Consider the following 25,973-nt stretch of genomic DNA (forward strand, 5'->3'; position numbering starts at 1 on the left):
GAGACACACATGCAATGGGAAGTCGTGATCGGGCTGGAGATTCACACCCAGCTCACCACCCGGTCGAAAATCTTTTCCGGTAGTTCCACCCAGTTCGGTTCCGAGCCGAACACCCAGGCCAGCCTGATCGACCTGGGCATGCCCGGCGTGCTGCCGGTGCTCAACCAGGAAGCGGTGCGCATGGCGGTGATGTTCGGTCTGGCGATTGACGCCGAGATCGGTCAGCACAACGTGTTCGCCCGCAAGAACTACTTCTACCCGGACCTGCCGAAGGGCTACCAGATCAGCCAGATGGAATTGCCGATCGTCGGCAAGGGCCACCTGGACATCGCCTTGGAAGACGGCACGGTCAAACGCGTCGGCATCACCCGTGCGCACCTGGAAGAAGACGCCGGCAAGAGCCTGCACGAAGAATTCAGCGGTGCCACCGGCATCGACCTGAACCGTGCCGGCACGCCGCTGCTGGAAATCGTTTCCGAGCCGGACATGCGCAGCGCCAAGGAAGCCGTGGCCTACGTCAAGGCGATCCACGCGCTGGTGCGCTACCTGGGCATCTGCGACGGCAACATGGCCGAAGGCTCGCTGCGTTGCGACTGCAACGTGTCGATCCGTCCGAAAGGCCAGGTTGAATTCGGCACGCGCTGCGAGATCAAGAACGTCAACTCGTTCCGTTTCATCGAGAAGGCGATCAACTCCGAGATCCAGCGTCAGATCGACCTGATCGAAGACGGCGGCAAAGTGATCCAGCAGACCCGTCTGTACGATCCGAACAAGGACGAAACCCGTCCGATGCGCAGCAAAGAGGAAGCCAACGACTACCGTTACTTCCCCGATCCGGACCTGCTGCCGGTGGTCATCGAGGATTCGTTCCTCAATGACGTGCGCGCCACCCTGCCGGAACTGCCACCGCAGAAGCGCGAGCGCTTCCAGAGTGCCTTCGGTCTGTCGGCCTACGACGCCAACGTGCTGGCCACCAGCCGTGAGCAGGCGGACTACTTCGAGAAAGTCGCGAGCATTGGCGGCGACGCCAAACTGGCGGCGAACTGGGTGATGGTCGAGTTGGGCAGCCTGCTCAACAAGCAGAACCTGGACATCGAGGATTCGCCGGTATCCGCCGAGCAACTGGGCGGCATGCTGCAGCGCATCAAGGACAACACCATCTCCGGCAAGATCGCCAAGGTGGTGTTCGAAGCGATGGCCAACGGCGAAGGCAGCGCAGACGAGATCATCGAAAAGCGCGGCCTGAAGCAGGTTACCGACACCGGCGCCATCTCGGCGGTGCTGGACGAAATGCTCGCGGCCAACGCCGAGCAGGTCGAGCAATACCGTGCGGCAGACGAAGCCAAGCGCGGCAAGATGTTCGGTTTCTTCGTCGGTCAGGCCATGAAAGCCTCCAAGGGCAAGGCCAACCCGCAGCAAGTGAACGAACTGCTGAAAAGCAAGCTCGAAGGCTGACCACAATGGAGCCAGCATTCATTTACTGGCTCAGATCCCCTGTGGCGAGGGAGCTTGCTCCCGCTGGTCTGCGAAGCAGACCCGAATCGGATACCGCACTCTTTGAAAAAGAATGCACTGACCGAATTGCGACCGCTTCACGGTCGAGCGGGAGCGAGCTCCCTCGCCACAATTATTTTTGGGAGCCTTTGAAATGAAACGCTTGCTCGGCGCCTGCGCCCTGCTCTCTCTGCTGGCCGGTTGCGCCAGCACCGACATCATCGACCCGCATGGTTACGACCAGACCGGCGTCGCCTCCTATTACGGAGCCAAACACCACGGTAAACGCACCGCCAGCGGCGAAGCGTTCAACCAGAATTCCCTGACCGCCGCCCATCGCCAGCTGCCCTTCGGCACACGGGTGAAGGTCACCAACCTGAAAAACGACAAATCCTGCGTGGTGCGTATCAACGACCGCGGGCCGCACACCCGTGGACGCATCATCGATGTGTCACGGGAAGCCGCCGAACGCCTCGGCATGATTGGCAGTGGCACGGCGCGGGTTCGCGTGCAGGCCCTCGACGACTGATGGAGCACCGCCCATTTTCGGACTGACCGATTTACCGCTGATCAACGTGATCGAACTGCTCTGTGGGCTGTTCCTGCTGATCGCCGGTGCCGAACTGATGGTGCGCGCCGCCGTGCGCCTGGCCGCGCGCCTGCATGTGCGGCCGCTGATCATCGGCCTGACCATCGTCGCCCTCGGCAGCAGCGCCCCGCAGATGGCGGTCAGCCTGCAGGCAACCCTGACGCACAACCCCGACATCGCGGTCGGCAGCGTGATCGGCAGCAGCATTTTCAACATCCTCGTGACCCTCGGCCTGTCGGCGCTGATCATCCCGCTGCGCGTCTCACGGCAACTGGTGCGCCTCGACATCCCGCTGATGATCGGCGCCAGCCTGCTGGTGTTCGTGTTGGCCTGGAACGAAGAAATCGGACGTTTCGACGGCCTCCTGCTGCTGGCGGCCCTAGGGCTTTATCTCGGCTTGCTGTTGCGCCAGTCGCGCCACTCGGCCCGGCCACATTCCGATCATCCTCAGACTCAGCCCGCCCCCTGGTTCACCAGCCTGCTGATGATCGTTGCCGGGCTGGCCATGCTGGTGTTCGCCGGGCATTTGCTGCTGGGTGCAGCGGTCGCAGTGGCCACCGATCTCGGGTTCTCCGAGCGGGTGATCGGCCTGACCGTGGTCGCGGTCGGCACTTCGCTGCCGGAACTCGCCACTTCGTTGATCGCCGCATTGCGCGGTCAGCGGGACATTGCCGTGGGCAACGTGATCGGCGCCAACCTGTTCAACCTGCTCGGGGTCCTGGGCATCACCGCGCTGATCGCCCCGACGCCACTGTCGGTGTCGCCCAACGCGCTGGATTTCGACCTGCCGGTGATGCTCGGCGTCGCCACGCTGTGCCTGCCTGTGTTCTATTCCGGCTACCGCGTGACCCGGGCCGAAGGCTTGCTGCTGCTCGGTTTGTACCTGGCGTACGGGCTGCATGTGGTGTCGTTCACCACCGGCATGCCGCTGGCCGGCAAGCTTGAACGGTTGATGTTGTTTTATGTTCTGCCGACGCTGCTGACGTTTCTGTTTTTCACGTCGGTGCGCGCCTGGCGCCGCCAACACCACAAGAGGGATGTGCCATGACCGAATCGAAGAAATCCGGGGTCGAAATCCGCCGCCAGGTAATGGGTGACGCGTTTGTCGACCGCGCCCTGGGTAACGCCACTGAATTCACGCAACCGCTGCAGGACTTCGTCAACGAACACGCCTGGGGCGGTGTGTGGAATCGCGAAGGTTTGCCGCTGAAGACCCGCAGCCTGATCACCCTCGCCGCGCTGACCGCGCTGAAGTGCCCGCAAGAGTTGAAGGGACATGTGCGCGGCGCGTTGAACAATGGCTGCACCGTCGATGAGATCCGTGAAGCGCTGCTGCATTGCGCGGTGTATGCCGGCGTACCGGCGGCGATCGATGCGTTTCGGGCGGCACAGGAAGTGATCGACAGTTACCAGAAGCCTGAGTAACCGCCAGCTCTCAGATCCACCCGCCCCACTGCAACAGAAAAATCCCGACGTTGGTGGTCACCGCCGCCATCAACGTGGTCAACACAATGATCGCCGCCGCCAGTTCATGATTGCCCTGGGCCGCCCGGGCCATGACAAAACTGGCGGCCGCCGTCGGGCTGCCGAAGTACAGAAACAGAATCCCCAGCTCCGCCCCGCGAAAGCCCCACAGCCATGCACCCAGCGTGGCCAACACCGGTAGGCCGATCATCTTCACCAGGCTGGAACTGAGCGCCATGCTCCCGCTCTTGCGCAGCGCCGCCAGCGACAGGGTGCCGCCGATGCAGATCAGCGCCAGTGGCAATGTGGTTTGCGCCAGATATTGGCCCGACGTCTCCAGCCAGCCCGGCAGACCGATCTTGAACCAGGCAAACGGCGCCGCCGCAATCACGCTGATGATCAGCGGATTGCTGAACACGCTTTTGCAGATGCTCCACGGATCGGACTTGATCACCGGGCTGTACACCGCCAGCACAATGGTCGACAGGGTGTTGTAGAACAGGATCACCAGCGCCGCGAGAATCGCCCCGAGGGAAATCCCGTAGTCACCATACATGCTCGCCGCCAGCGCCAGACCGATCACCCCGTTGTTGCCGCGAAACGCGCCTTGGGTGTAGATGCCACGATCTTCACGCGGACAACGGAAAATCGCCCAGCCCCAGGCCAGGGCAAAACTGGCCAGCGTGGCGACGGCGAAGTAGATCAGCAGCGCCGGTTGCAGCGCGGCGTGCAGGTCGGCATGGAGGATGCCGAGAAACAGCAGCGCCGGCATGCTGACGTTGAACACCAGCGACGACGCCGTGTGGATGAAGTTGTCGTTGATCCAGTCGATGCGCTTGAGCAGCACCCCGAGAAACAGCATGGCAAACACCGGCGCGGTGATGTTCAGGGTTTCGAGGAAGATTGCCAGCATGCCGGGGAGCCTTGGAGGTGAGCGTCGTTAGGGGGCTAATGATAAGCCACTTTCACCCCGATCGTTCCCACGCAGCGCGTGGGAACCCTCAACCATCAAGTAATCGGCGCCGGATTGAACAACGTAATGTCGTTATGCAGCTTGTGCTTCTCGGCCCACGTCTGCTGCTTGCCGCTCGCCACATCCAGATAGTAGTGGAACAACTCCCAGCCCAACTCCTCGATGCTCGCACGACCGGTAGCAATCCGCCCGGCATCGATGTCGATCAGGTCCGGCCAGCGCTGCGCCAGCTCGGTCCGGGTCGACACCTTCACCACCGGCGCCATGGCCAGACCATACGGCGTGCCACGCCCGGTGGTAAACACATGCAGGTTCATCCCCGCCGCCAGTTGCAAGGTGCCGCAGACAAAGTCACTCGCCGGCGTCGCACAGAAAATCAAACCCTTCTGCTTGAAGCGTTCCCCCGGGCCGAGCACGCCGCTGATCGCGCTGCTGCCGGATTTAACGATCGAGCCCAGCGACTTCTCGACAATGTTCGACAACCCGCCCTTCTTGTTGCCCGGCGTGGTATTGGCGCTGCGATCCGCTTCACCCTTGGCCAGGTAACGGTCGTACCAGTCCATTTCACGCACCAGTTCCTCGGCAACGGTTTTGCTCTGGGCCCGGGAGGTCAGCAGGTAAATCGCGTCGCGCACTTCGGTGACTTCGGAAAACATCACCGTCGCCCCTGCTCGCAACAGCAAGTCCGAGGCATAACCCAGCGCCGGGTTGGCGGTGATCCCGGAAAACGCATCACTGCCGCCGCACTGCATGCCGAGGATCAGCTCGGACGCCGGCACGGTTTCCCGGCGGCGCTGGTCGAGTTTCTTCAGGCGGGTTTCGGCCAGTTCCATGATCTGCTCGATCATCTCGGTGAAACCGTGACTGGAATCCTGCAAGCGATACAGCCATGGCTCGCTCAGATCCACCGACGCGTCGTCCTCATGCATCACCTGCCCGGCCTGCAATTTCTCGCAGCCCAGACTGATCACCAGCGCCTCGCCGCCGAGGTTCGGATTGCGCGCCAGATTTCGCACAGTGCGGATCGGGATGTAGGCGTCGGTGGCCGTGATGGCCACGCCACAACCATAACTGTGGGTCAGCGCCACCACGTCATCGACATGTGGATACTTCGGCAACAGTTCATCCTTGATGCGTTTGACCGCGTGATCCAGCACCCCGGTGACGCACTGCACGGTGGTGGTGATCCCGAGGATATTGCGCGTGCCGACGGTGCCATCGGCATTGCGATAACCCTCGAACGTGAAGCCTTCCAGCGGTGCCTGGGCGGCCGGCACGTCGGTGGACAACGGCAGGCTGTCCAGCGGTGGCGCGGTCGGCATGCGCAGTTGATCTTCCTTGACCCAACTGCCACGGGGAATCGGCTGCAACGCATAGCCGATGATCTGGCCGTAACGAATCACCGTGCCGCCCTCGGGGATGTCCACGAGGCTGACCTTGTGGCTCTGCGGCACGAAATCCACCGTCACCAGGCCATCGGCGAACGCGGTGCCGGCCGGAACGCCCTGGTCATTGACCACGACCACTACGTTGTCCCGCTCGTGCAGGCGGATGTAGCGCGGCGAGTCGGAATGTTCAATCAACTGCATGGCGCCGCTCCTCAGGAATGCGCTTGAGACAATTTACCGGTGGCTTCGGAACCGCCATTGGTTGGCGGCTCTTTCAGTACCACACGCTTGATCGGGCCGACGATCACCAGGTAGCTGAACACTGCCACCAGCGCGTTGGCACCAACGAACACCAGCGCCCACTTGAACGAGCCGGTGGAGCTGATGATGTAGCCGATGACGATCGGCGTAGTGATCGAGGCAATGTTGCCGAAGGTGTTGAACAGCCCACCGCTCAGACCGGCGATCTGCTTCGGCGAGGTGTCGGAGACCACCGCCCAGCCCAGCGCACCCACGCCTTTGCCGAAGAAGGCCAGGGCCATGAAGCCGACCACCATCCATTCCACTTCAACATAGTTGCACGCGACGATGCTGCTGGAGACCAGCAAGCCGGCGATGATTGGTGCCTTGCGGGCGAAGGTCAGCGAATGGCCCTTGCGCAGCAGGTAATCGGAAATCACCCCGCCGAGGACGCCGCCGATAAAGCCGCAGATCGCCGGCAACGAGGCGATGAAACCCGCCTTGAGAATGGTCATGCCGCGCTCCTGCACCAGGTACACCGGGAACCAGGTCAGGAAGAAATAGGTGATGCCGTTGATGCAGTACTGGCCCAGGTACACGCCGAGCATCATGCGGTTGGTCAGCAACTGGCGGATGTAGTCCCATTTCGGGCCGTCAGCCTTTTTGCCTTGCTTCTGGTCCATGTCGACCATGCCGCCGTTGTCGGCGATGAACTTCACTTCCGCTTCGTTGGCCATCGGGTGCTGGCGCGGGCTGTGGATAACCTTCAGCCAGATCAGCGAGAACAGGATGCCGAACACGCCCATGACAATGAACACGTGTTCCCAGCCGAAGGCATAGACGATCCAGCCCATCAGCGGCGCGAACAGCACGGTGGCGAAGTATTGCGCCGAGTTGAAAATCGCCGAAGCAGTGCCGCGTTCGGCGGTCGGGAACCAGGCCGCGACGATGCGTGCATTGCCGGGGAATGATGGCGCTTCGGCCAGGCCCACGAGGAAGCGCAGCATGAACAGCGCAACGATAGCCGTGGACATGCCGAACTCACCGACGAAGCCTTGCAGCACGGTGAACAGCGACCAGGTGAAAATGCTCAGGGCATAGACTTTTTTCGAGCCGAAACGATCGAGCAGCCAGCCGCCGGGAATTTGCCCGGCCACGTAGGCCCAACCGAATGCAGAGAAGATGTAGCCGAGGGTGACCGCGTCGATGCCGAGGTCTTTTTGCAAACTGGAACCGGCGATCGCGATGGTGGCGCGGTCGGCGTAGTTGATCGTGGTCACCAGGAACAGCATGAGCAGAATCAAATAGCGGACGTGAGTCGGCTTGGACGATTGCATGTAGATGTACTCCCACTGATTATTTTTATGCGGGTAAAACATTCTTTGGTCTTGTGCCGCGCAGGGCCTTGGCAATAACCCTGCGCGGGTGCAGCGACTTACGAACCGATGTAGGCGGTTTTCACCACGGTGTAGAACTCTTGCGCATAGCGGCCTTGCTCACGTGAGCCATAGGATGAACCCTTACGGCCCCCGAACGGAACGTGGTAATCGACGCCGGCGGTCGGCAGGTTGACCATCACCATCCCGGCCTGGGAATGACGCTTGAAGTGGTTGGCGTACTTCAGCGACGTGGTGGCGATACCCGCCGACAGACCGAATTCGGTGTCGTTGGCCATGGCCAGTGCTGCCTCGTAGTCCGCCACGCGGACGATGTTGGCCACCGGGCCGAAGATCTCTTCGCGGCTGATACGCATCGACGCTTCGCTGTCGGCAAACAGAGTCGGCGCGAGGAAATAACCCTCGGTGTCGCAGGTCACCAGACTACCGCCGCTGACTACGCGAGCACCTTCGGACTGGCCGATGTCGATGTATTTCAGGTCCTGTTCAAGCTGCGCCTGCGAAACCACCGGACCGATGTCGGTGCCGGCCTTCAGCGCGTGGCCGACCTTGATCGACTTCATGCGCTCGGCCATGGCTTCAACGAATTTGTCGTGAATCCCGGCAGTGACGATCAAGCGGCTCGACGCGGTGCAACGCTGGCCGGTGGAGTAGAACGCGCTCTGCACCGACAGCTCCACCGCTTGCTTGAGGTCGGCGTCGTCGAGAATGATCTGCGGGTTTTTGCCGCCCATTTCCAGCTGAACTTTGGCCTGGCGCGACACGCAGTTGACGGCGATCTGACGGCCCACACCGACGGAGCCAGTGAAACTGATGCCGTCGACTTTCGAGCTGTTGACCAGCGCTTCACCGACCACGCGACCGCTGCCCATCACCAGGTTGAACACGCCAGCCGGGAAGCCTGCGCGGGAGATGATTTCGGCCAGCGCCCAGGCGCAACCCGGCACCAGATCCGCCGGTTTCAACACCACGCAGTTGCCGTAGGCCAGGGCCGGGGCGATTTTCCATGCAGGAATCGCGATCGGGAAGTTCCACGGGGTGATCAGGCCAACCACGCCAAGGGCTTCGCGGGTGACTTCAACGTTGACGCCCGGGCGCACCGACGGCACGTAGTCGCCGGACAGACGCAGGCACTCGCCGGCGAAGAACTTGAAGATGTTGCCGGCGCGGGTTACTTCGCCGATGGCTTCCGGCAGGGTCTTGCCCTCCTCCCGGGCCAGCAGGGTGCCGAGTTCTTCGCGACGGGCGAGGATCTCGGTGCCGACTTTGTCCAGCGAGTCGTGACGGGCCTGAATGCCCGAAGTCGACCACGCCGGGAACGCGGCGCGAGCGGCGTCGATGGCGGCGTTGACCTGAGCCAGATCGGCCTTGGCGTAGTCGCCGATGGTGTCGCTCAGCTCGGACGGGTTGATGTTGACCGAGTAATCGTTGCCGGCGACCCATTCACCGTTGATGTAGTTGTCATAGCGCTTGGTCACGAATCATTCTCCTGACGCAAAAGGCCGCTGATTGCTCAGCGGCCTTGTTTATAGGGTTGTGTTACTGCGCACCTTGCTTGTCGATCAGCGCGGCGAGCATTTCGTACTCTTCGCGGGTCAGGTCGGTCAGCGGCGCCCGCACCGGGCCTGCGTCATAGCCGGCGATCTTGGCACCTGCCTTGACGATGCTCACGGCGTAACCGGCCTTGCGGTTGCGGATGTCCAGGTACGGCAGGAAGAAGTCGTCGATGATCTTGCCGACGGTGGCGTGATCTTCGCGGGCAATCGCGTGGTAGAAGTCCATCGCGGTTTTCGGGATGAAGTTGAACACCGCCGAGGAGTAGACCGGCACACCCAGTGCCTTGTAGGCCGCGGCATAGACTTCAGCGGTCGGCAGGCCACCGAGGTAGCTGAAGCGATCACCGAGGCGACGACGGATCGACACCATCAGCTCGATATCGCCCAGACCATCCTTGTAGCCGATCAGGTTCGGGCAGCGCTCGGCCAGACGTTCCAGCAGCGGCGCGGTCAGACGGCAGACGTTACGGTTGTAGACCACCACACCGATGTTCACCGATTTGCACACCGCTTCAACGTGGGCGGCAACGCCGTCCTGGCTGGCTTCGGTCAGGTAGTGCGGCAGCAACAACAGGCCTTTGGCGCCCAGACGCTCGGCTTCCTGAGCGTATTCGATGGCCTGGCGGGTCGAGCCGCCGACACCGGCGAGGATCGGCACGCTGCTGGCGCAGGTGTCGACGGCGGTCTTGATGATTTCCGAATATTCGCTGGCCGCCAGGGAGAAGAACTCACCGGTGCCACCAGCGGCGAACAGGGCCGAAGCACCGTACGGGGCCAGCCATTCCAGGCGTTTGATGTAGCCCGCGCGGTTGAAATCGCCCTGGGCATTGAAATCGGTGACCGGGAACGACAACAGACCGGCGGAGAGGATGGACTTCAGTTCTTGTGGATTCATTATTCGAACACCCTGGTAGCAACGTTTTTTGTGAGTGGACCGTTCAGCCTTCGCCGAAGTTGTAGGTCATCGTACAACTTAAAAGATAACCGTCAACTGCATTTCATCGCTGGGGGGCATTTTTTGTCGGACAAGATTTCTTTTTGACGTAGGCGTTTTCTCGACTAGGCTCGATTTAACTGTATATACATACAGTTAAATAAGAACCCACCGACGGCATATCAAGGAGAAAGAAATGTCCGGTCTACAACCAAAATGCCTTGAACAACCCACACCGGTCATCGCCCGTTTCGATGATCTTTTTACCCGCGGCGGCATCGCCTTCAGTGCTGAAAATCCGCATCTGGTGCTGCACATTGCCGACTCGCACAGCGATGTCGAACCCGTCGCCTCCCGGCCCGGCAAAGCCATGAAAGTCAAACCGCCGCTGCGCTTCGAAGGCGCGGAACACACGGCGATCGGCGATAACACCTGGCTGCGCTTCGTTGAAAATGCCGAGCCGGTACCCGGGCAAAACGTGCCGCTGCATCTGCCGAACGGATTGGCGCTGACCTACGGCCAGGTGCTGGCACTGGGCGGTGATTTCTACGGAATCGTCGACCGGCCGATCAATGAAGGTGCGACTCCGGCGGATCGTCTTCAGCGCTTTTCAGCGGCGTTCGACACCCTCGCCACGCTGCCGGCCTCGAAGACCGAGGCAACGCAAATACTCGCGATCATGCAAAAGGAAATCGACGCCGTTAAACAGGCGATCAAGGACGGTAAGCAACCTCATGAGGCTTACGACGCTTTGGGAGATACGTTGTCGGAAGAGTGGAACAAGATCACCGGCGGCGGCAGTTTTGTCTCTTCCCTGTTCCCGCTCGGGCGCTATCTGAAACTGGCGGCGAACAACGCCGACCACTTCGGCGAATGGGCTCGCCTGGCCTACATCGCCGGGCACACCGCCGCCCTGCAAACCGCCGCTGCCGCTCACGCCAGTCAAGACGAACTGCAACTGGAACGGGCCTACGCGATGAACGCGTTCGCCGACCACTACCTCACCGACCTGTTCTCCTCCGGGCATTTGCGAGTGCCACGCAAGGCTATGGCCGCCGCGGTGACGCCGAGCGATCTGGGCTCGTTGATTACCCGCTTCATGCACGACGAAGACAGCAAATTCGGGCTCAAGGTGCGCAACGGGCATGGCGAGCAATGGCGGGCGTTCGGTGACAAGCGCTACTTCGAGGCGACCGACGCTGACAATCGCAATCAGGTGAATCACGCGGTGCAGGATTCGGCGGACGAGGTGTATGCCGCGTATTCAAGCGGCAACGTGCCGACCACCTTCAACGCGCTGCAACGGCTGCCGGACCTGACTGCCGTGATGAACCTGGCCAACAACTTCTCGCCTCTGTTCCGCCTTCAGGGCAACAAAGTCCTGCGGCGCAAGGACGTCAACAACCTCAACGACACCGCCACCGTCGACGACTGGTGGGGCTGGAGCACTTACCTGCTGCTCAAGGACTATCACCCAACCGGCAACACGAATTAAGGAGCGATTCGATGAGCATCAAATTGAAACTGGAGCTGGCCTCGGGCCAATCGTTGAAAGGTGCGCCGCTGCAATTGCTGCGCGACGGCGTGGCCATCGCCCGGGCGTCGGTGGACGCTCAGGGGCACGCAACATTCGACGTCAAGCCCGGCCCGGGCAAACTCGCCGTCAGGGTGGATCGTTCGATTCTGCCCCGCAGCTGAAATGCCCGGACAAGATTGCCCCGGCGCACAACACTGATTCGCCGGGTAAAGTGCGACAACTGCCGCGAAGGATCGCGGCAGATCTTTCAAGGAGAACGAAGCATGACGTTTGCCGCTGCACACCTTCCGCAATTCCCCGATCACGCCAGCGATTCGATCATCCTGCGGTTATCGAACCTGGATGATGACCTGATCGTCCGCATCCCCGATGGACAGGACACACCGCCGAACTGGGATGTATATCCGATCCTCGGTGATGATCCGGAAGAGCCTGAATGGCTGGGTCTGTCGGAGCCGACCGGCGTCTGGGATGACGCACTGGACGACATGGTCGGCCTGACCGGGATCGAACTGAGCATCCCAAGATTCGAGCTGGAAAAGTACCTGAACAGCACCGTCGAACTGCGTTACAAGTTTGCTGATGAGGCCAGTCTGGAACCGTGTTCGGAGCCGCTGAAGCTCTACGTCGAAGCCTGATTCCTCAACCCTGCGCCTGCGCCTCTTCATGGGCCTGACGCAGCCGTTCGCGGCTGTTGGTCAGGTGCAGGCGCATGGCCGCGCGGGCAGCATCGGCATCCTGGCGGGCGATGGCCTCGTAGATTTCCTCGTGCTCGCGGCTCAGGCGATTCATGTAGTGCTGCTGATCATCATGGGCCAGACGCGCCGAGTTCAGGCGGGTACGCGGAATGATGCTGGTGCCCAGGTGGGTCATGATGTCGGTGAAGTAGCGGTTGCCGGTGGACAGCGCGATTTGCAGGTGGAACTGGAAATCCGATGCCACCGCATCGCTGGCATGGGCCACGCTTTCGTTCAGTGCATCGAGGGCGGCGCGCATGGCGGCCAGTTGCTCGGCGCTGCGGCGTTGTGCGGCGAGGCCGGCGGATTCGACTTCCAGGCTGATACGGAACTCGAGAATCGCCAGCACGTCACGCAGGGTGACCACGGTGGCCGGGTCGATCCGGAAACCGCTCGGGCTCGGGGTGTCGAGGACGAAGGTGCCGATGCCGTGGCGGGTTTCGACCTGCCCTGCAGCCTGCAGCCGGGAAATCGCCTCACGCACCACGGTGCGGCTGACGCCATGGGCTTCCATGATCGCCGACTCGGTGGGCAACTTGTCGCCACGCTTGAGCAGACCGTCGCGGATCTGCTCGGTCAGCACCGTCACCAGTTCCTGAGCCAGGCTGCGGCGCTTGCGAGGGAGGCGCGGGGTGTCGATCGGGTTTTCCATGGTCTGCGTTTGTCTCGAAAATTCGGTAAGAGGGGCATCATAGCCCAAGGGAGTTGTACGATCACCGTCCTCTGTGGGAGCAGGCTCCCACAGATTCGGTACATATCAGGCCGTGACGGTCTGCTCGACCAGATGGCCGCTGTCGATCCGCACATGCCGTGGATGGAAGCGCTTGAGGCTGCTGCGATGGCCGACGCTGACGATGCTCAGGCCCGGCAACTGATCAATCAGCGCCTGATACAGCGTGGCTTCGTCTTCTTCATCCATCGCTGACGTCGCTTCGTCCATGTACAGCCAGTGCGGTGCGTAGAGCAGCGCACGGGCGAAGGCCAGACGTTGCTGCTCACCGGGCGAGAGCATGCGTTGCCAGTGGTTGGCTTCGTCCAATCGCGCCACCAGATGCGGCAGACGGCAGGTTTCCAGCACTTGTGCATAACGCTCTGGTGCGTAGGTGTCGCCCGGTTGTGGATAACTCAAGGCATCGCGCAGGGTGCCGATCGGCAGATACGGTTTCTGTGGCAGGAACAGATAACGGGCGGACGGCAAGCGGATACTGCCGTGACCCGACGGCCACAGATGCCCCATTGCCCGGAACAGCGTGGACTTGCCGCTGCCGGAGCGGCCACTGAGCATCACCCGGTCGCCCGGTTCTACGGTCATCGTGGCACTGGTCAGCAGATGACGACCATCGGCCAGATCGAGCCCGAGGTTGTGTACCTTCAATTCGCTGCCCTGATTCTGCACGTCGATGGCCGGTGCACGCTCTTCGTTGCTGGTCATGGCCTGATGGAAGCTCAGCAGACGATCGCACGTGGCGCGCCAGGAAGCGAGGTTCTGGTAAGCACTGATGAACCAGCTGAAACTCTCCTGAACGTTGCCGAATGCCGAGCTGATCTGCATGAGTTCACCGAGCTCGATCTTGCCGGCGAGGTAACGCGGCGAGGCGACGATGAATGGAAAAATGATCGCGGCCTGGCTGTAACCGGCCGTGAAAAACGTCAGGCGCTTGGAGACTTTCATGATGTCCCAGAAGTTGTGCCAGACATTGCCGAAGCGGCCGCTCAAGCGACGATTTTCGTTCGGTTCGCCGTTGTAAAGCGCAATGCTTTCAGCATTCTCACGAATCCGCACCATGGAAAAACGCAGGTCTGCTTCGAAGCGTTGTTGTTGGTTATTCAGACCGATCAATCGTCGACCGATTAAATGCGTCAACCAGCTACCGACCACTGCATAAACCAGAACGCACCAGAACATGTAGCCGGGAATAGTGATGCCGTAAACTTCAATACTGCCCGACACACCCCACAAAATAATCGAAAACGACACCAGGCTGACGATATTGCGCAGCAGCCCGATACCCAGTTCAAGGGTATTGGAGGTGAAATTGTTGAGGTCTTCGGAAATCCGCTGGTCCGGGTTATCGGTGTAACCACCCTGCTCCAGCTGGTAGTAATTCTTGTCGGCAAGCCAACGGGAAAAATGCTTTTCAGTAAGCCAGGCCCGCCAGCGGATCGTCAGCATCTGAGTCAGGTAGAGCCGATACACCGCACCGACAATCGCGACCGCAGCAATCGCGCAGAAGTACAGGATCAGATGCCAGAACGCCGCTTCATCTTTCTTTTGCAGCGCATTGTAGAAATCCTTGTACCAAGTGTTGAACCACACCGAGATGCCCACGCTGAGCAGCGAGAGTGCAATCACGGCAATCAGCAACGTCCAGGCCTTGCCCTTCTCTTCGCTGCGCCAGTAAGGCGTGGTCATGGCCCACACCTTGCGAAAAAACTGCCCGCGCACAGCATCGTTGACCGCGGAATATTCAGCGTTCTGATTCATGGAAAAGGCTCGATAAAGAAAAGAACAGACACGCACCGATCATAGTTGATCGGTGCGCTTTATCGCGAGGACTGGCGATGGCCGTTCAGCGCAGGTTCAGCGACGAACCGGGCGCTTCTGCAGCTTGCGCTGCAAGGTACGGCGGTGCATGCCCAGGGCGCGGGCAGTGGCGGAGATGTTGCCTTCGTGCTCGGTCAACACGCGCTGGATGTGTTCCCACTGCAGGCGATCCACCGACATCGGGTTTTCCGGCACCAGGCTGTCGAGGTCGGCGTGCTCGGACAGCAGCGCTGCCAGCACGTCGTCGGCGTCCGCCGGTTTGCACAGGTAATTGCAGGCGCCGCGCTTGATCGCTTCGACCGCCGTGGCAATGCTCGAGTAACCGGTGAGGATCACCACGCGCATTTCCGGGTCCAGTTCCAGCAGCTTGGGCAGCAGGACCAGACCGGAATCGCCGTCCATTTTCAGGTCCAGCGCGGCGTAGTCCGGCAGATCGGCCTGGGCGATTGTCAGGCCTTCTTCGGCGGAACCGGCGGTGCTGACGCGAAAGCCACGGCGAGCCATGGCACGAGCCATCACCCGGGTAAAGGTCGCGTCGTCATCGACCAGCAGCAAATGCGGCAGTTCTTCGCCTTCGACTTGGATTTCGTCACTCATGTTGCTCTCCTCGGGCGCCGTGGGGCAGGCGCAGCTCGGTGAGCGTGCCGCCTTCCTCATGACTATAGAGTTTCACTGAGCCGCCGGCGCGTGTCACGCTGGCCTTGCTCAAAAACAGGCCCAGGCCGAAACCTTTGCCCTTGGTGGTAAAAAACGGTTTGCCGATCTGCTCGGCGATGGCCAGCGGCACACCGGCGCCATGATCGCGGATGCTGATGGTCAGGTCTTCGGCGGTCCAGTCCAGGGTCACCTGAAGGTTTTCCGGGCAGGCATCGGCGGCGTTGTTCAGCAGATTCAACAAGGCCTGGGTCAGATCCGGCGGCGGCGCCACGCGCGGCAGCGGGCCCTGGCCCAGACGCTGGAAGCGGTAACTGGCTTCGGGGCGCATCAGGTGCCAGCGATTGAGCGCCTCGTCGAGCCACTCGGTGACATCCTGCATCTCCACCGCCATCCGGCGATTGGCTTCGGCGGCGCGCACCAGTTGCTGCAGGGTCTCCTTGCAGAGCTTCACCTGATCTTTCAACACCTTCAGGTCTTCCTGAAGCATTGGATCGTGATGATCCTGCTGCATTTCGTTGAGCAACACGCTCATAGTCGCCAGCGGTGTGCCCAGTTCATGAGCGGCACCGGCGGCCTGAGTCGCCACGGCCAGCAATTGCTGATCGCGCAGGCCTTCTTCACGGCGGATCGCACGCAACTCTTCCTGACGGCGCAGCTCTTCGGCCATGCGCGCGGCGAAGAAGGTAATCACCGCCGCCGCGAGGGCGAAGCTCAGCCACATGCCGTAGATCTGCAGGTTCTCCCGGGCGACCGGCAGGGTTTCCAGCGGATAGAAATGCGTCAGCATCAACGTGTACAAGGCCAGCGCAATACCGGACAGCACCACCGAATAACGCCACGGCAGCGTCACCGCTGCGATGGTCAACGGCACCAGATAATAAGAAACGAACGGGTTGGTCGACCCACCGGAGAAGTACAGCAAGGCACTGTGGATAACCAGGTCGCAGGCCAGTTGCAGCGCGTATTCGAGCTCGGTGACCGGCCACGAAGTGCGCAGGCGCACGGCGGTGAACACACACAGCAGAATCGAACAGCCGAGGGTCATCACCAGTTGCACCCACGGCAACGGCAACAGCTCCAGCCAGTAGGCCAGGCCCACGGAACCGGCCTGCGCGGCGAGCACCAGGGTGCGGATGAAAGTCAGCCGCCAGAGGTTCTGGCGAGTGGCGGAAGTCAGTTGTACGGGGGCGAGCATGAGCTCTCCTGATGAGCGCTCCAGGCGGATCGCACGGAGTATAACCAAGGCGCGGGCTTGAGAGGCGAAAGTGCGGCAAACGACCACACCAATAAGCAGTTGCAAGTTGTGAGCTTCAAGCTACAAGCAAAAGCTTGAAGCTCGTCGCTGGCCTTGTTGTCATCTGTATAGAAGTTGTAACTGGGCGAACCGGATCACAGAAGCTAGAGTCTGATGGTTTCACGCAGGCCCCCGAACCATCACCTGCGCCCTCATCAAGGAGCTTTCATGCACACATTTCGCCGCAGCGCCGCCCTTCTCGCCCTGACCGTCGGCAGCGTCGCCAGCCTTCCGGCCCTGGCCGCCGATGAGCTGCACTACAACCAGATTTCCCTGCGCGCCGAAGTCAGCCAGGAAGTGGCCCGCGACCTGATGATCGTGACCCTCTACACCGAAGAACAGAACACTGACCCGGCCAAACTCGCCGCCGACGTCAGCACCACCATGAACAAGGCCCTGGCCCAGGCCAAGCAGGTCAAAGAAATCACCCTGCGCCAAGGCAGCCGCAACAGCTACCCGATCTACGACACCAAGGGCCAGAAAATCACCGGCTGGCGCGAACGTGCCGAACTGCGCCTGGAAAGCACCGACTTCGCCGCCCTGTCCAAACTCACCGGCGAGTTGCTGACCGAGCTGAAAATGGGCGGCATGGACTTCGCCATCGCCGACCCGACCCGCAAGGCCAGCGAAGACAAACTGCTGAAAGAAGCCGTCACCGCCTTCAAGGCCCGCGCCCAACTGGCCACCGACGCCCTGGGCGGCAAGGGTTACAAAATCGTCAGCCTGAACCTCAACAGCAATGGCTACCCGCAACCGTACATGCGCGCCCCGATGATGATGAAAGCCGCCGCGGGCATGGACGCTGCGCCGGTCACGCCTGAAGTCGAAGCAGGCACCAGCCAGGTCAGCCTGACCGCCGACGGCTCGATTGAAGTGTTGATGCAGTGATTGAATGACGGCTGAATGAAAAACCGGCGATCAGTGAATGATCGCCGGTTTTTTTGTGCCTGGGATTTGGGTTGTCAGGCTCGAGGATCAACCCGATCCAGCGCCCGGTTCACCGCAAGCTCGGCCAGCATGATGATCTGCTGGATCCCGAGCGCAGTACTGCGTTGCGGGCCGCTGAGTTCGTTGGCGAAATTGCTGGCGATGGTACTGGCCGAGGCCAGCGATTCGCAGGCATTGGCCAGCAGGCTTTCGGTGTCGACGTTGGGAGTGACCATGTACATCGTGCTCGGGCGCGGTTTGGAAGGGTTGGGACACAGGTAATAGTCGAGGGCGCGTTTGATGGCTTCGCGGTTGCGGGCGAGGTCTTCGGCGCACATGGCTTCTTCGAGGGGTGTGGGTGATTCGAGGGGTGGGTCGGGTATCAGCTTATCCATGTAGCATTTTCTCCAAGTTATGGAGCCACTTTTCCCGATCTCACTCGAAGAAGAGGTGGCAGCTATGTACGGGGTGAGATCACCGGTATGGATACCCGGCAGGACATTCGTCCACCCGTACACAGCCGCCATAGAGAATCGCTGACAGTCTAAGCTGGCGGCGATTATGAAGGGGCTCGCACAAGTATCCAAATGAATAGCCGGGATCTCACTCCCGGTCGCTGAATTGGCAGCGACAACCAAAGACTAGGGATCGTGCTTCCGACGGACAACCTGAAAACTTTGTGGGAAGGTTCGGTGAATCCCACACCTCTTTAAACATCCGAAAATGGAACGCGGAGCGTCCCGGGCTGCATTCCCACGCGGAGCGTGGGAACGATCAAGCAGTCCGCAGTTGCTTTCCGCTTTTCGCTTCCCACCACTCAACACGATGAGCGTTAGCTCGAGTAAAGCTCTTGATCTTCTGGCCCCTTCGGCAGGCTGAGTGGAGGGATTCATCCGGGGGTGGGAGCGCAGCGACCGTGCGGCGCAGCCGCATGCATCGAGAGGAGGTGCAGCGAAGCAAACCGTAGGCGATGCCCCCGGATGAATCCCGGAACGAAGGAACACCGAGCCCCAGCGAGGTGCCGTACGCCGGGGCCCAGCCTTTTGGTTACTTTTTGGCGTTTGAAAAAGTGACCCGCTGTAAGAGCGGAACCATAAGAAGCCGTTACCGCAGCAACGGATATGTACCCAACCACCCCAGATATACCGAGATAGACACCTAACCTAGAAAAACGATATTTCCGCGCCCACCAAAACCCCAGCTAACCTCCCCCGCCACAACCACCTCCAGACAAGCGGGCCAGACATGCATAGATCCACCCTGAAACCACTCCTGATCACCCTGGCCCTGACCGCCATAACCCCAATCGCCAACGCAGCAACAACCCTGGTCTACTGCTCCGAAGCCAGCCCCGCAGGCTTCGACCCCAGCCAATACACCAGCGGCACCGACTTCGACGCCTCCGCCGAAACCGTCTTCAACCGCCTCACCCAATTCAAACGCGGCGGCACCGAAGTCGAACCCGGTCTGGCCACAAGCTGGGACGTAACCCCGGACGGCCTCCAGTACACCTTCCACCTGCGCCAGAACGTAAAATTCCACACCACCGACTACTTCACCCCGACCCGAACCTTCAACGCCGACGACGTCCTGTTCAACTTCCAGCGTCTGCTCGACCCGGACAGCGCCTTCCGCAAGGCCTACCCCGCCGAGTCTCCGTACTTCACCGACATGGACCTGAACACCACGATCAAGTCCGTGGAAAAACTCGACGAAAACACCGTGCGCTTCAACCTGAACAACGTCGACGCCGCGTTCGTGCAAAACCTCGCCATGAGCTTCGCCTCGGTGCAATCGGCCGAATACGCCGCGCAGTTGCTGAAGGAAGGCAAAGCAGCAGACATCAACCAGAAACCGGTCGGCACCGGCCCCTTCGTGTTCAAGCGCTACCAGAAGGATTCGCAGATCCGCTACGCGGCGAACAAGGACTACTGGAAACCCGAAGATGTGAAAATCGACAACCTTGTGTTCTCGATCACCCCGGACGCCGCCGTCCGCTTGCAGAAGCTCAAGACCGGCGAATGCCAGGTCAGCGGCTACCCGCGCCCGGCCGACATCGAAGTGATGGAAAAAGATCCGAACCTGCGAGTCTTGAAGCAGGCCGGCTTCAACCTCGGCTTCCTCGCCTACAACACCACCCATCCGCCGCTGGACCAATTAAAGGTCCGTCAGGCGCTGGACATGGCCATCGACAAACCGGCGATCATCAAGGCGGTTTACCAGAGTGCCGGGCAGCTGGCACAGAACGCCTTGCCACCCGCGCAATGGTCCTATGACCCGAATATCAAGGACGCACCGTACGACCCCGTAAAAGCCAAGGCGCTACTCAAGGAAGCCGGGGTTGCACCGGGTACAACCATCAACCTCTGGGCGATGACCGTGCAGCGTGCGTCCAACCCGAATGCGCGGATGTCGGCGCAGATGATCCAGCAGGATTGGGAGAAGGTCGGCATCAAGGCCAACATCGTCAGCTATGAATGGGGCGAGTACATCAAGCGCGCCAAGAATGGCGAACACGACGCGATGATCTACGGCTGGACCGGTGACAACGGCGACCCGGACAACTGGCTGGGCGTGCTTTACAGCTGCGCGGCGGTGAAAGGCAGCAACTACGCCAAATGGTGCGATCCGGCCTACGACAAACTGGTGCAGCAGGCCAAGGTGTCCACGGATAAATCGCAACGGGTAAAACTGTATCAACAGGCGCAACTGATCCTGAAACAGCAAGTGCCGATCACGCCGATCGCCAACTCCACGGTGTTCCAGCCGCTGCGCAAGGAAGTCACCGACTTCAAGATCAGCCCGTTCGGTCTAACCCCGTTCTATGGCGTGGGTATAAATAAGTAACACCCGGCCCCAAGGCGGCGCGCAAATCGTGACCAATGCACCGTTTTGGGGCTTCATTTGCACCGTAAAAACCGACCGCAAACGGTCAAATGCGTCAGAAGTTATACAGATGCGACATTAAGGTACGTTCGTGCCACCGTTTGATGCCGCCGGGCGCTCTGGATCTTGCATTGGGTATGGGCCCTGCATAAGTATCCGCAGGCACGACTCACGAGGTCGTACCTCACTATTAAAAAATGACAACAAATCATGAGGCCAACATGCTTAAACACGCGGTCATTCCGTTTTTAGTCGGCGCAGGCTTGTTAGCCTCCGCACCTTTCGCTTCCGCTGCGACTAACCTGGTGTTCTGCTCCGAAGGCAGCCCGGCCGGTTTCGACCCAGGCCAATACACCACCGGAACCGACTTCGACGCCTCAGCCGAAACCATGTTCAACCGTCTGACCCAGTTCGAGCGTGGCGGCACCGCCGTTGTTCCTGGGCTGGCGACCAGCTGGGACATCTCCCCGGACGGCCTGACCTACACCTTCCACCTGCGTGAAGGCGTGAAGTTCCACACCACCCCGTATTTCAAGCCGACTCGTGAGTTCAACGCCGACGACGTGCTGTTCACCTTCAATCGCATGATTAACAAGGATGACCCGTTCCGTAAGGCGTACCCGACCGAATTCCCGTACTTCACCGACATGGGGATGGATACCAACATCACCAAGATCGATAAAGTCGACGACCACACCGTCAAGTTCACTCTGAAAGAAGTCGACGCCGCGTTCATCCAGAACATGGCCATGAGCTTCGCTTCGGTTCAGTCCGCCGAGTACGCAGCGCAGCTGCTGAAGGAAGGCAAGGCTGCCGACATCAACCAGAAGCCGATCGGCACTGGTCCGTTCGTGTTCAAGAGCTACCAGAAAGATTCCAACATCCGTTACACCGGCAACAAGGATTACTGGAAGCCTGAAGACGTGAAGATCGACAACCTGATCTTCGCCATCACCACCGACCCGTCGGTACGTATCCAGAAGCTGAAGAAGAACGAGTGCCAGGTCACGCTGTTCCCGCGTCCGGCCGACCTCGCGGCACTGAAAGCAGATCCTGCGTTGAAGATGCCTGACCAGGCCGGCTTCAACCTGGGCTACATCGCTTACAACGTGATGGACAAGGTCAAGGGCAGCAACGAGCCGAACCCGCTGGCCGACCTGCGCGTTCGCCAGGCGCTGGACATGGCCGTGAACAAGCCACAGATCATCGACTCGGTTTATCAGGGCGCGGGTCAACTGGCCGTCAACGCCATGCCGCCGACCCAGTGGTCCTACGACACCACCATCAAGGACGCCAAGTACGATCCTGAGAAAGCCAAGCAGCTGCTCAAGGAAGCCGGTGTCAAGGAAGGTACCGAGATCGTCCTGTGGGCGATGCCGGTTCAGCGTCCGTACAACCCGAACGCCAAACTGATGGCCGAAATGCTCCAGTCCGACTGGAAGAAGATCGGTCTGAACGTGAAGATCACCAGCTACGAGTGGGGCGAGTACATCAAGCGCTCCAAGGGTGGCGAGAACCAGGCCATGATCATTGGCTGGAGCGGTGACAATGGTGACCCGGACAACTGGCTCAACGTGTTGTTTGGTTGCGACTCGCTGAGCGGCAACAACTTCTCCAAATGGTGCGACAAGAAATTCGACGGCCTCGTGAAAGAAGCCAAGCGCACCACTGACCAGGCCAAGCGCACCGAACTCTACAAAGAGGCGCAACACGTCCTCAAAGATGCAGTCCCTATGACACCTATCGCTCACTCGACGGTGTATCAACCCATGCGCGCCAACGTGCAGGACTTCAAGATCAGCCCATTCGGCTTGAACTCCTTCTACGGCGTCAGCATCAAGTAAAAAAGCCGGCGGCGACGTTTTCAGCGTCGCCGCTGTTTTTTTCTGCCGAATAGTTAGGAATTTGCCTACATCCCTTTCCAATTGGTCTTACCAGGTTGGTTTAGGACGTGTCGCCTTTTCCTACGAGTCTTTAGGACTCAGCGCATTTACTGCCAGACCTGCGGCCCCTACCGTCGGGTTCTGACCAGTGACTGCGTGGGCTATCGGTTTGCTGCTGGATTGAGCTCAATGCGGCCACAACTTCCCTGGAAGGGATCGCGGCGCATTGAAAAACACTGAGACAAGAGGGAGCGTCATGCGCCACACCTTGGTTTTTTCCGCATTGCTGGGCGCCGGCCTGTTGGCCGCCACGTCCGCGAGTTTTGCCGCCAGCGACAGTCTGGTGTTCTGCTCCGAAGGCAGCCCGGCCGGTTTCGATACCGCGCAATACACGACCGCGACCGATAACGACGCCGCCGAACCGCTGTACAACCGTCTGGCCGAGTTCGAAAAAGGCGCGACCAATGTCGTACCGGGCCTGGCAACGAGCTGGGATATTTCCGAGGATGGCCTCAAGTACACCTTTCACCTGCGTGAAGGGGTGAAATTTCATACAACGGCGTACTTCAAACCTACCCGCGATTTCAACGCCGACGACGTGCTGTTCACGTTTAACCGCATGCTCGATCCGCAACAGCCTTTCCGTAAGGCTTATCCGACCGAGTTCCCGTATTTCAACGGGATGAGCCTCAACAAGAACATCGCCAAGGTCGAAAAGACCGGGCCGCTGACCGTGGAGTTCACGCTCAACAGCGTCGACGCCGCGTTCATCCAGAACATCGCCATGAGCTTTGCCGCCATTCTGTCCGCCGAATACGCCGACAAGCTGCTGGCCGAAGGCAAGCCGAGCGACATCAACCAGAAGCCGGTCGGCACTGGCCCGTTCGTGTTCAAGAGCTATCAGAAAGACTCGAACATCCGCTACACCGGCAACCCGCATTACTGGGATCAGAGCCGGGTGAAGCTGAAGAACCTGATTTTCGCGATCAATACCGACGCATCCGTGCGTGTGCAGAAGCTCAAGGCCGGCGAATGCCAGGTCACGCTGCATCCACGCCCGGCCGATGTGCCGGCACTGAAAAACGACCCGAAACTGCAACTGATCGAAAAACCGGGTTTCAACCTTGGCTACATCGCCTACAACGTGCGCCACAAACCGTTCGACCAGCTCGAAGTGCGTCAGGCGCTGGACATGGCGGTGAATAAACAGGGGATTCTCAACGCTGTTTATCAGGGTGCCGGTCAACTGGCGGTCAACGCCATGCCGCCGACCCAATGGTCCTACGACACCACGATCAAGGACGCCGCCTACAACCCGGAAAAAGCCAAGGAACTGCTCAAGGCTGCCGGCGTCAAGGAAGGCACCGAGATCACCCTGTGGGCCATGCCGGTGCAGCGCCCGTACAACCCGAACGCCAAGCTGATGGCCGAAATGCTCCAGGCTGACTGGGCCAAGATCGGTCTGAAAGTGAAGATCGTCAGCTATGAATGGGGCGAGTACATCAAGCGCACCAAGAATGGCGAACACGACGTCAGCCTGATCGGCTGGACCGGCGACAACGGGGACCCGGACAACTGGCTCGGCACGCTGTACAGCTGCGACGCCATTGGCGGCAACAACTATTCCATGTGGTGCGACCCGGCTTACGACAAGCTGATCAAAGAGGCCAAGGTCGTCACCGACCGCGACCAGCGCACCGTGCTCTACAAACAGGCCCAGCAATTGCTCAAGCAGCAAGTGCCGATCACGCCTGTCGCCCACTCGACGGTCAACCAGCCGCTGAGCGCCAGGGTTGAAGGATTCAAGGTCAGTCCCTTCGGCCGCAACGTGTTTTCGGGTGTCAGCATCGATTAAACCCATAACCGATTAGCCGCAATGCTGAGGAGGCTGTCTACCTCCTCACGCAAGCGCTTTGCCGAAATTTGCCGATCAGGCCTTTTGCAAACGTTTGCGATGTGTGAATGAGTTCTAAAACCAAAAACCGGCCCAACAAAAAAAGCCGGCATAAAAAGAAAGTAAAGGAGCTTCACCCATGAAACTGAGCAGCACCGCGATACTGGCCTTGGCCATCAGCAGCATCACCGCCACGGCGTTTGCCGAGGAGCAGAGCCAGGCGTTCACCCCGGTGACCGTCAACGAGAAAAGCGCCCAGGCTGACGCCACCGGCTTCCTCGAAGGCTCCAAAGTCAGCGGCACGACCCGTAACTGGTACGCCAACGAGCAACTGAAGCGCGGCGGCAAGTTCACTTACCGCAAAGACGGCGTTGCCACCCCGACCGATCGTCGTATCAACTGGGTACAGGGCACCATCGTCAACTTCACCTCCGGCTTCACTCAGGGCACCGTGGGTGTCAGCACCGAAGTAGCCGCCTACAACGCCGTGGCCCTGGAGCGTGATCGCAAGGCCCTGGCCTCCAACAACGGTGGTGCACCGGGTTCGCGTCCAGGCGCGGGCAACAACCGTACCCTGACCAAGGAAGGCGGTGACGCTGAAGGTCAGTGGAGCAAACTGGGCCTGGCCAACGTCAAGTTCCGCGTTTCCAACACCACCCTGACCGCCGGTCGCCAGAACTTCAGCACGCCAATCGTCGACACCATCGGCAACCGTGCGCTGCCTTCGAGCTTTGAAGGTGTGAGCCTGCACAGCGAAGAGCTGAACAACCTGTCGTTCGACGCCGGCAGCTTCGACCGCGTATCGCCGCGTACCGAAGAGAGCCTGTCGAAATTCCGCACCGAGTACAGCGCCAACGGCGCCGAAACCGATCGCGTGAGCATCGTCGGCCTGAACTACCAGCCGCTGCAGAGCCTGAAGACCAGCCTGTACGCCTCCAAGGCTGAAGACTTCTGGAACCAGTACTACTTCGGCGCCACCCACGAACTGGGTGACAGCAACGTCGTGAGCCTGACCACCGGCCTGAACTACTACAAGACCGTCGATACCGGCAAGAAAGAGATGGGCAACATCGACAACGACACCTACTCGCTGTCGTTCGGCCTGACTCACCAGGCCCACAGCCTGACCTTCTCGTACCAGGCGATCAACGGTGACGAGTACTTCGACTACCTGCACGAAACCAACGGCATCTACCTGGCCAACTCCCTGCTGTCCGACTTCAACGGCCCGAACGAGAAATCCTTCCAGGTCGCCTACGGTCTGAACATGGCCGAATACGGCGTGCCAGGCCTGAAGTTCAACATCTACCAGGCCCGCGGCTGGGGCATCGACGGTACTCACTACACCGGCACTGCGTATGACGTACGCAACATGGACGGCGAGCACCACTACGAATACGGCATCGGTGCCACCTACGCGGTACAGAGCGGCCCGCTCAAGGCGACCACCGTGCGTGCCACCTACACTGCTCACCGCGCCAGCGAAAACCAGGCTGACGGCAGCATCAACGAGTTCCGTCTCGTGACCACCGTACCGTTCAACATTCTGTAAAAACGCGTGCCGACGGCTGACTCAGT

The 25,973-nt window shown here is 60.3% G+C and carries 22 protein-coding genes; 12 read left to right on the forward strand and 10 right to left on the reverse strand.

From position 1 onward, the window contains the following. Positions 1-9 precede the first annotated feature (9 nt). The 4 genes from gatB to M5B44_RS04240 all read left to right on the forward strand — a co-directional run bounded on the left by gatB (position 10) and on the right by M5B44_RS04240 (position 3,508). The gene (gene gatB, locus M5B44_RS04225; protein ID WP_192552896.1) at positions 10-1,455 is read left to right on the forward strand and encodes an Asp-tRNA(Asn)/Glu-tRNA(Gln) amidotransferase subunit GatB; all 1,446 of its coding nucleotides are present in this window, start codon (positions 10-12) and stop codon (positions 1,453-1,455) included. A 193-nt stretch (positions 1,456-1,648) separates the two neighbouring features. After that, the gene (locus M5B44_RS04230; RefSeq protein ID WP_248738315.1) at positions 1,649-2,023 is read left to right on the forward strand and encodes a septal ring lytic transglycosylase RlpA family protein; all 375 of its coding nucleotides are present in this window, start codon (positions 1,649-1,651) and stop codon (positions 2,021-2,023) included. Positions 2,024-2,069: 46 nt separating this feature from the next. After that, positions 2,070-3,131 carry a calcium/sodium antiporter gene (locus M5B44_RS04235; protein WP_248738316.1) on the forward strand — a complete coding sequence of 354 codons (1,062 nt, stop codon included), beginning with the start codon at positions 2,070-2,072 and terminating at the stop codon, positions 3,129-3,131. Further along, entirely contained in the window at positions 3,128-3,508 is a 381-nt protein-coding gene (locus M5B44_RS04240; RefSeq protein ID WP_085685699.1) for a carboxymuconolactone decarboxylase family protein, read from the forward strand. Before M5B44_RS04235 ends, M5B44_RS04240 begins: the two co-directional genes overlap by 4 nt. A gap of 10 nt (positions 3,509-3,518) precedes the next feature. On the opposite strand, the gene M5B44_RS04245 is transcribed toward M5B44_RS04240, so the two are convergent. The 5 genes from M5B44_RS04245 to kdgD form a co-directional block, all read right to left on the reverse strand. Continuing rightward, complete coding sequence (locus M5B44_RS04245) at positions 3,519-4,460, reverse strand: AEC family transporter (protein WP_248738317.1); 942 nt, start codon at positions 4,458-4,460, stop codon at positions 3,519-3,521. A gap of 95 nt (positions 4,461-4,555) precedes the next feature. Beyond that, a complete protein-coding gene (garD, locus tag M5B44_RS04250) occupies positions 4,556-6,109 on the reverse strand; it encodes a galactarate dehydratase (RefSeq protein ID WP_119426689.1) in 1,554 nt (517 codons plus the stop codon). Positions 6,110-6,120: 11 nt separating this feature from the next. Continuing rightward, the gene (locus M5B44_RS04255; RefSeq protein WP_085711879.1) at positions 6,121-7,485 is read right to left on the reverse strand and encodes an MFS transporter; all 1,365 of its coding nucleotides are present in this window, start codon (positions 7,483-7,485) and stop codon (positions 6,121-6,123) included. Positions 7,486-7,583: 98 nt separating this feature from the next. Next, positions 7,584-9,023, reverse strand: coding sequence for an aldehyde dehydrogenase family protein (locus M5B44_RS04260; protein WP_248738318.1), 1,440 nt, complete (start codon positions 9,021-9,023; stop codon positions 7,584-7,586). Between the two features lie 61 nt (positions 9,024-9,084). Continuing rightward, positions 9,085-9,996: a 5-dehydro-4-deoxyglucarate dehydratase gene (gene kdgD / locus M5B44_RS04265; protein WP_007953624.1), complete on the reverse strand. Its 912-nt coding sequence runs from the start codon at positions 9,994-9,996 to the stop codon at positions 9,085-9,087. A 235-nt stretch (positions 9,997-10,231) separates the two neighbouring features. Between kdgD and M5B44_RS04270 the strand changes: the two genes are divergently transcribed. The 3 genes from M5B44_RS04270 to M5B44_RS04280 all read left to right on the forward strand — a co-directional run bounded on the left by M5B44_RS04270 (position 10,232) and on the right by M5B44_RS04280 (position 12,210). Further along, on the forward strand, positions 10,232-11,530 hold the full coding sequence (locus M5B44_RS04270) for a phospholipase (RefSeq protein ID WP_248738319.1): 1,299 nt from the start codon (positions 10,232-10,234) through the stop codon (positions 11,528-11,530). 11 nt (positions 11,531-11,541) lie between these two features. Next, positions 11,542-11,733 (forward strand): hypothetical protein, encoded by a 192-nt coding sequence (locus M5B44_RS04275; RefSeq protein WP_248738320.1) that lies wholly within the window; start codon positions 11,542-11,544, stop codon positions 11,731-11,733. Positions 11,734-11,835: 102 nt separating this feature from the next. Then, on the forward strand, positions 11,836-12,210 hold the full coding sequence (locus M5B44_RS04280; RefSeq protein WP_248738321.1) for a hypothetical protein: 375 nt from the start codon (positions 11,836-11,838) through the stop codon (positions 12,208-12,210). Positions 12,211-12,214: 4 nt separating this feature from the next. On the opposite strand, the gene M5B44_RS04285 is transcribed toward M5B44_RS04280, so the two are convergent. The 4 genes from M5B44_RS04285 to M5B44_RS04300 form a co-directional block, all read right to left on the reverse strand. Continuing rightward, positions 12,215-12,961 carry a FadR/GntR family transcriptional regulator gene (locus M5B44_RS04285; protein ID WP_248738322.1) on the reverse strand — a complete coding sequence of 249 codons (747 nt, stop codon included), beginning with the start codon at positions 12,959-12,961 and terminating at the stop codon, positions 12,215-12,217. A gap of 105 nt (positions 12,962-13,066) precedes the next feature. Beyond that, complete coding sequence (locus tag M5B44_RS04290) at positions 13,067-14,794, reverse strand: ABC transporter ATP-binding protein/permease (protein WP_085711809.1); 1,728 nt, start codon at positions 14,792-14,794, stop codon at positions 13,067-13,069. 96 nt (positions 14,795-14,890) lie between these two features. Further along, entirely contained in the window at positions 14,891-15,451 is a 561-nt protein-coding gene (locus tag M5B44_RS04295; protein WP_003221630.1) for a response regulator transcription factor, read from the reverse strand. Next, positions 15,444-16,706 carry an ATP-binding protein gene (locus tag M5B44_RS04300; RefSeq protein WP_007953651.1) on the reverse strand — a complete coding sequence of 421 codons (1,263 nt, stop codon included), beginning with the start codon at positions 16,704-16,706 and terminating at the stop codon, positions 15,444-15,446. Before M5B44_RS04300 ends, M5B44_RS04295 begins: the two co-directional genes overlap by 8 nt. 267 nt (positions 16,707-16,973) lie before the next feature. On the opposite strand from M5B44_RS04300, the gene M5B44_RS04305 reads away from it, so the two are divergent. Further along, positions 16,974-17,693: an SIMPL domain-containing protein gene (locus M5B44_RS04305; RefSeq protein WP_248738323.1), complete on the forward strand. Its 720-nt coding sequence runs from the start codon at positions 16,974-16,976 to the stop codon at positions 17,691-17,693. 74 nt (positions 17,694-17,767) lie between these two features. On the opposite strand, the gene M5B44_RS04310 is transcribed toward M5B44_RS04305, so the two are convergent. Beyond that, complete coding sequence (locus M5B44_RS04310) at positions 17,768-18,127, reverse strand: DUF6124 family protein (protein WP_248738324.1); 360 nt, start codon at positions 18,125-18,127, stop codon at positions 17,768-17,770. 850 nt (positions 18,128-18,977) lie between these two features. Here M5B44_RS04310 and M5B44_RS04315 point away from each other — a divergent pair. The 4 genes from M5B44_RS04315 (at position 18,978) to M5B44_RS04330 (ending at position 25,947) form a co-directional block, all read left to right on the forward strand. Continuing rightward, complete coding sequence (locus M5B44_RS04315; protein WP_248738325.1) at positions 18,978-20,579, forward strand: ABC transporter substrate-binding protein; 1,602 nt, start codon at positions 18,978-18,980, stop codon at positions 20,577-20,579. 260 nt (positions 20,580-20,839) lie between these two features. Next, a complete protein-coding gene (locus M5B44_RS04320) occupies positions 20,840-22,462 on the forward strand; it encodes an ABC transporter substrate-binding protein (RefSeq protein ID WP_248738326.1) in 1,623 nt (540 codons plus the stop codon). 295 nt (positions 22,463-22,757) lie between these two features. Then, on the forward strand, positions 22,758-24,356 hold the full coding sequence (locus M5B44_RS04325) for an ABC transporter substrate-binding protein (RefSeq protein ID WP_248738327.1): 1,599 nt from the start codon (positions 22,758-22,760) through the stop codon (positions 24,354-24,356). 178 nt (positions 24,357-24,534) lie between these two features. Continuing rightward, positions 24,535-25,947 carry an OprD family porin gene (locus M5B44_RS04330; RefSeq protein ID WP_248738328.1) on the forward strand — a complete coding sequence of 471 codons (1,413 nt, stop codon included), beginning with the start codon at positions 24,535-24,537 and terminating at the stop codon, positions 25,945-25,947. Positions 25,948-25,973 lie beyond the last annotated feature (26 nt).

This window comes from Pseudomonas sp. MWU12-2029 (genome assembly GCF_023242425.1).
In the GTDB taxonomy this organism is placed as follows: domain Bacteria; phylum Pseudomonadota; class Gammaproteobacteria; order Pseudomonadales; family Pseudomonadaceae; genus Aquipseudomonas; species Aquipseudomonas kribbensis.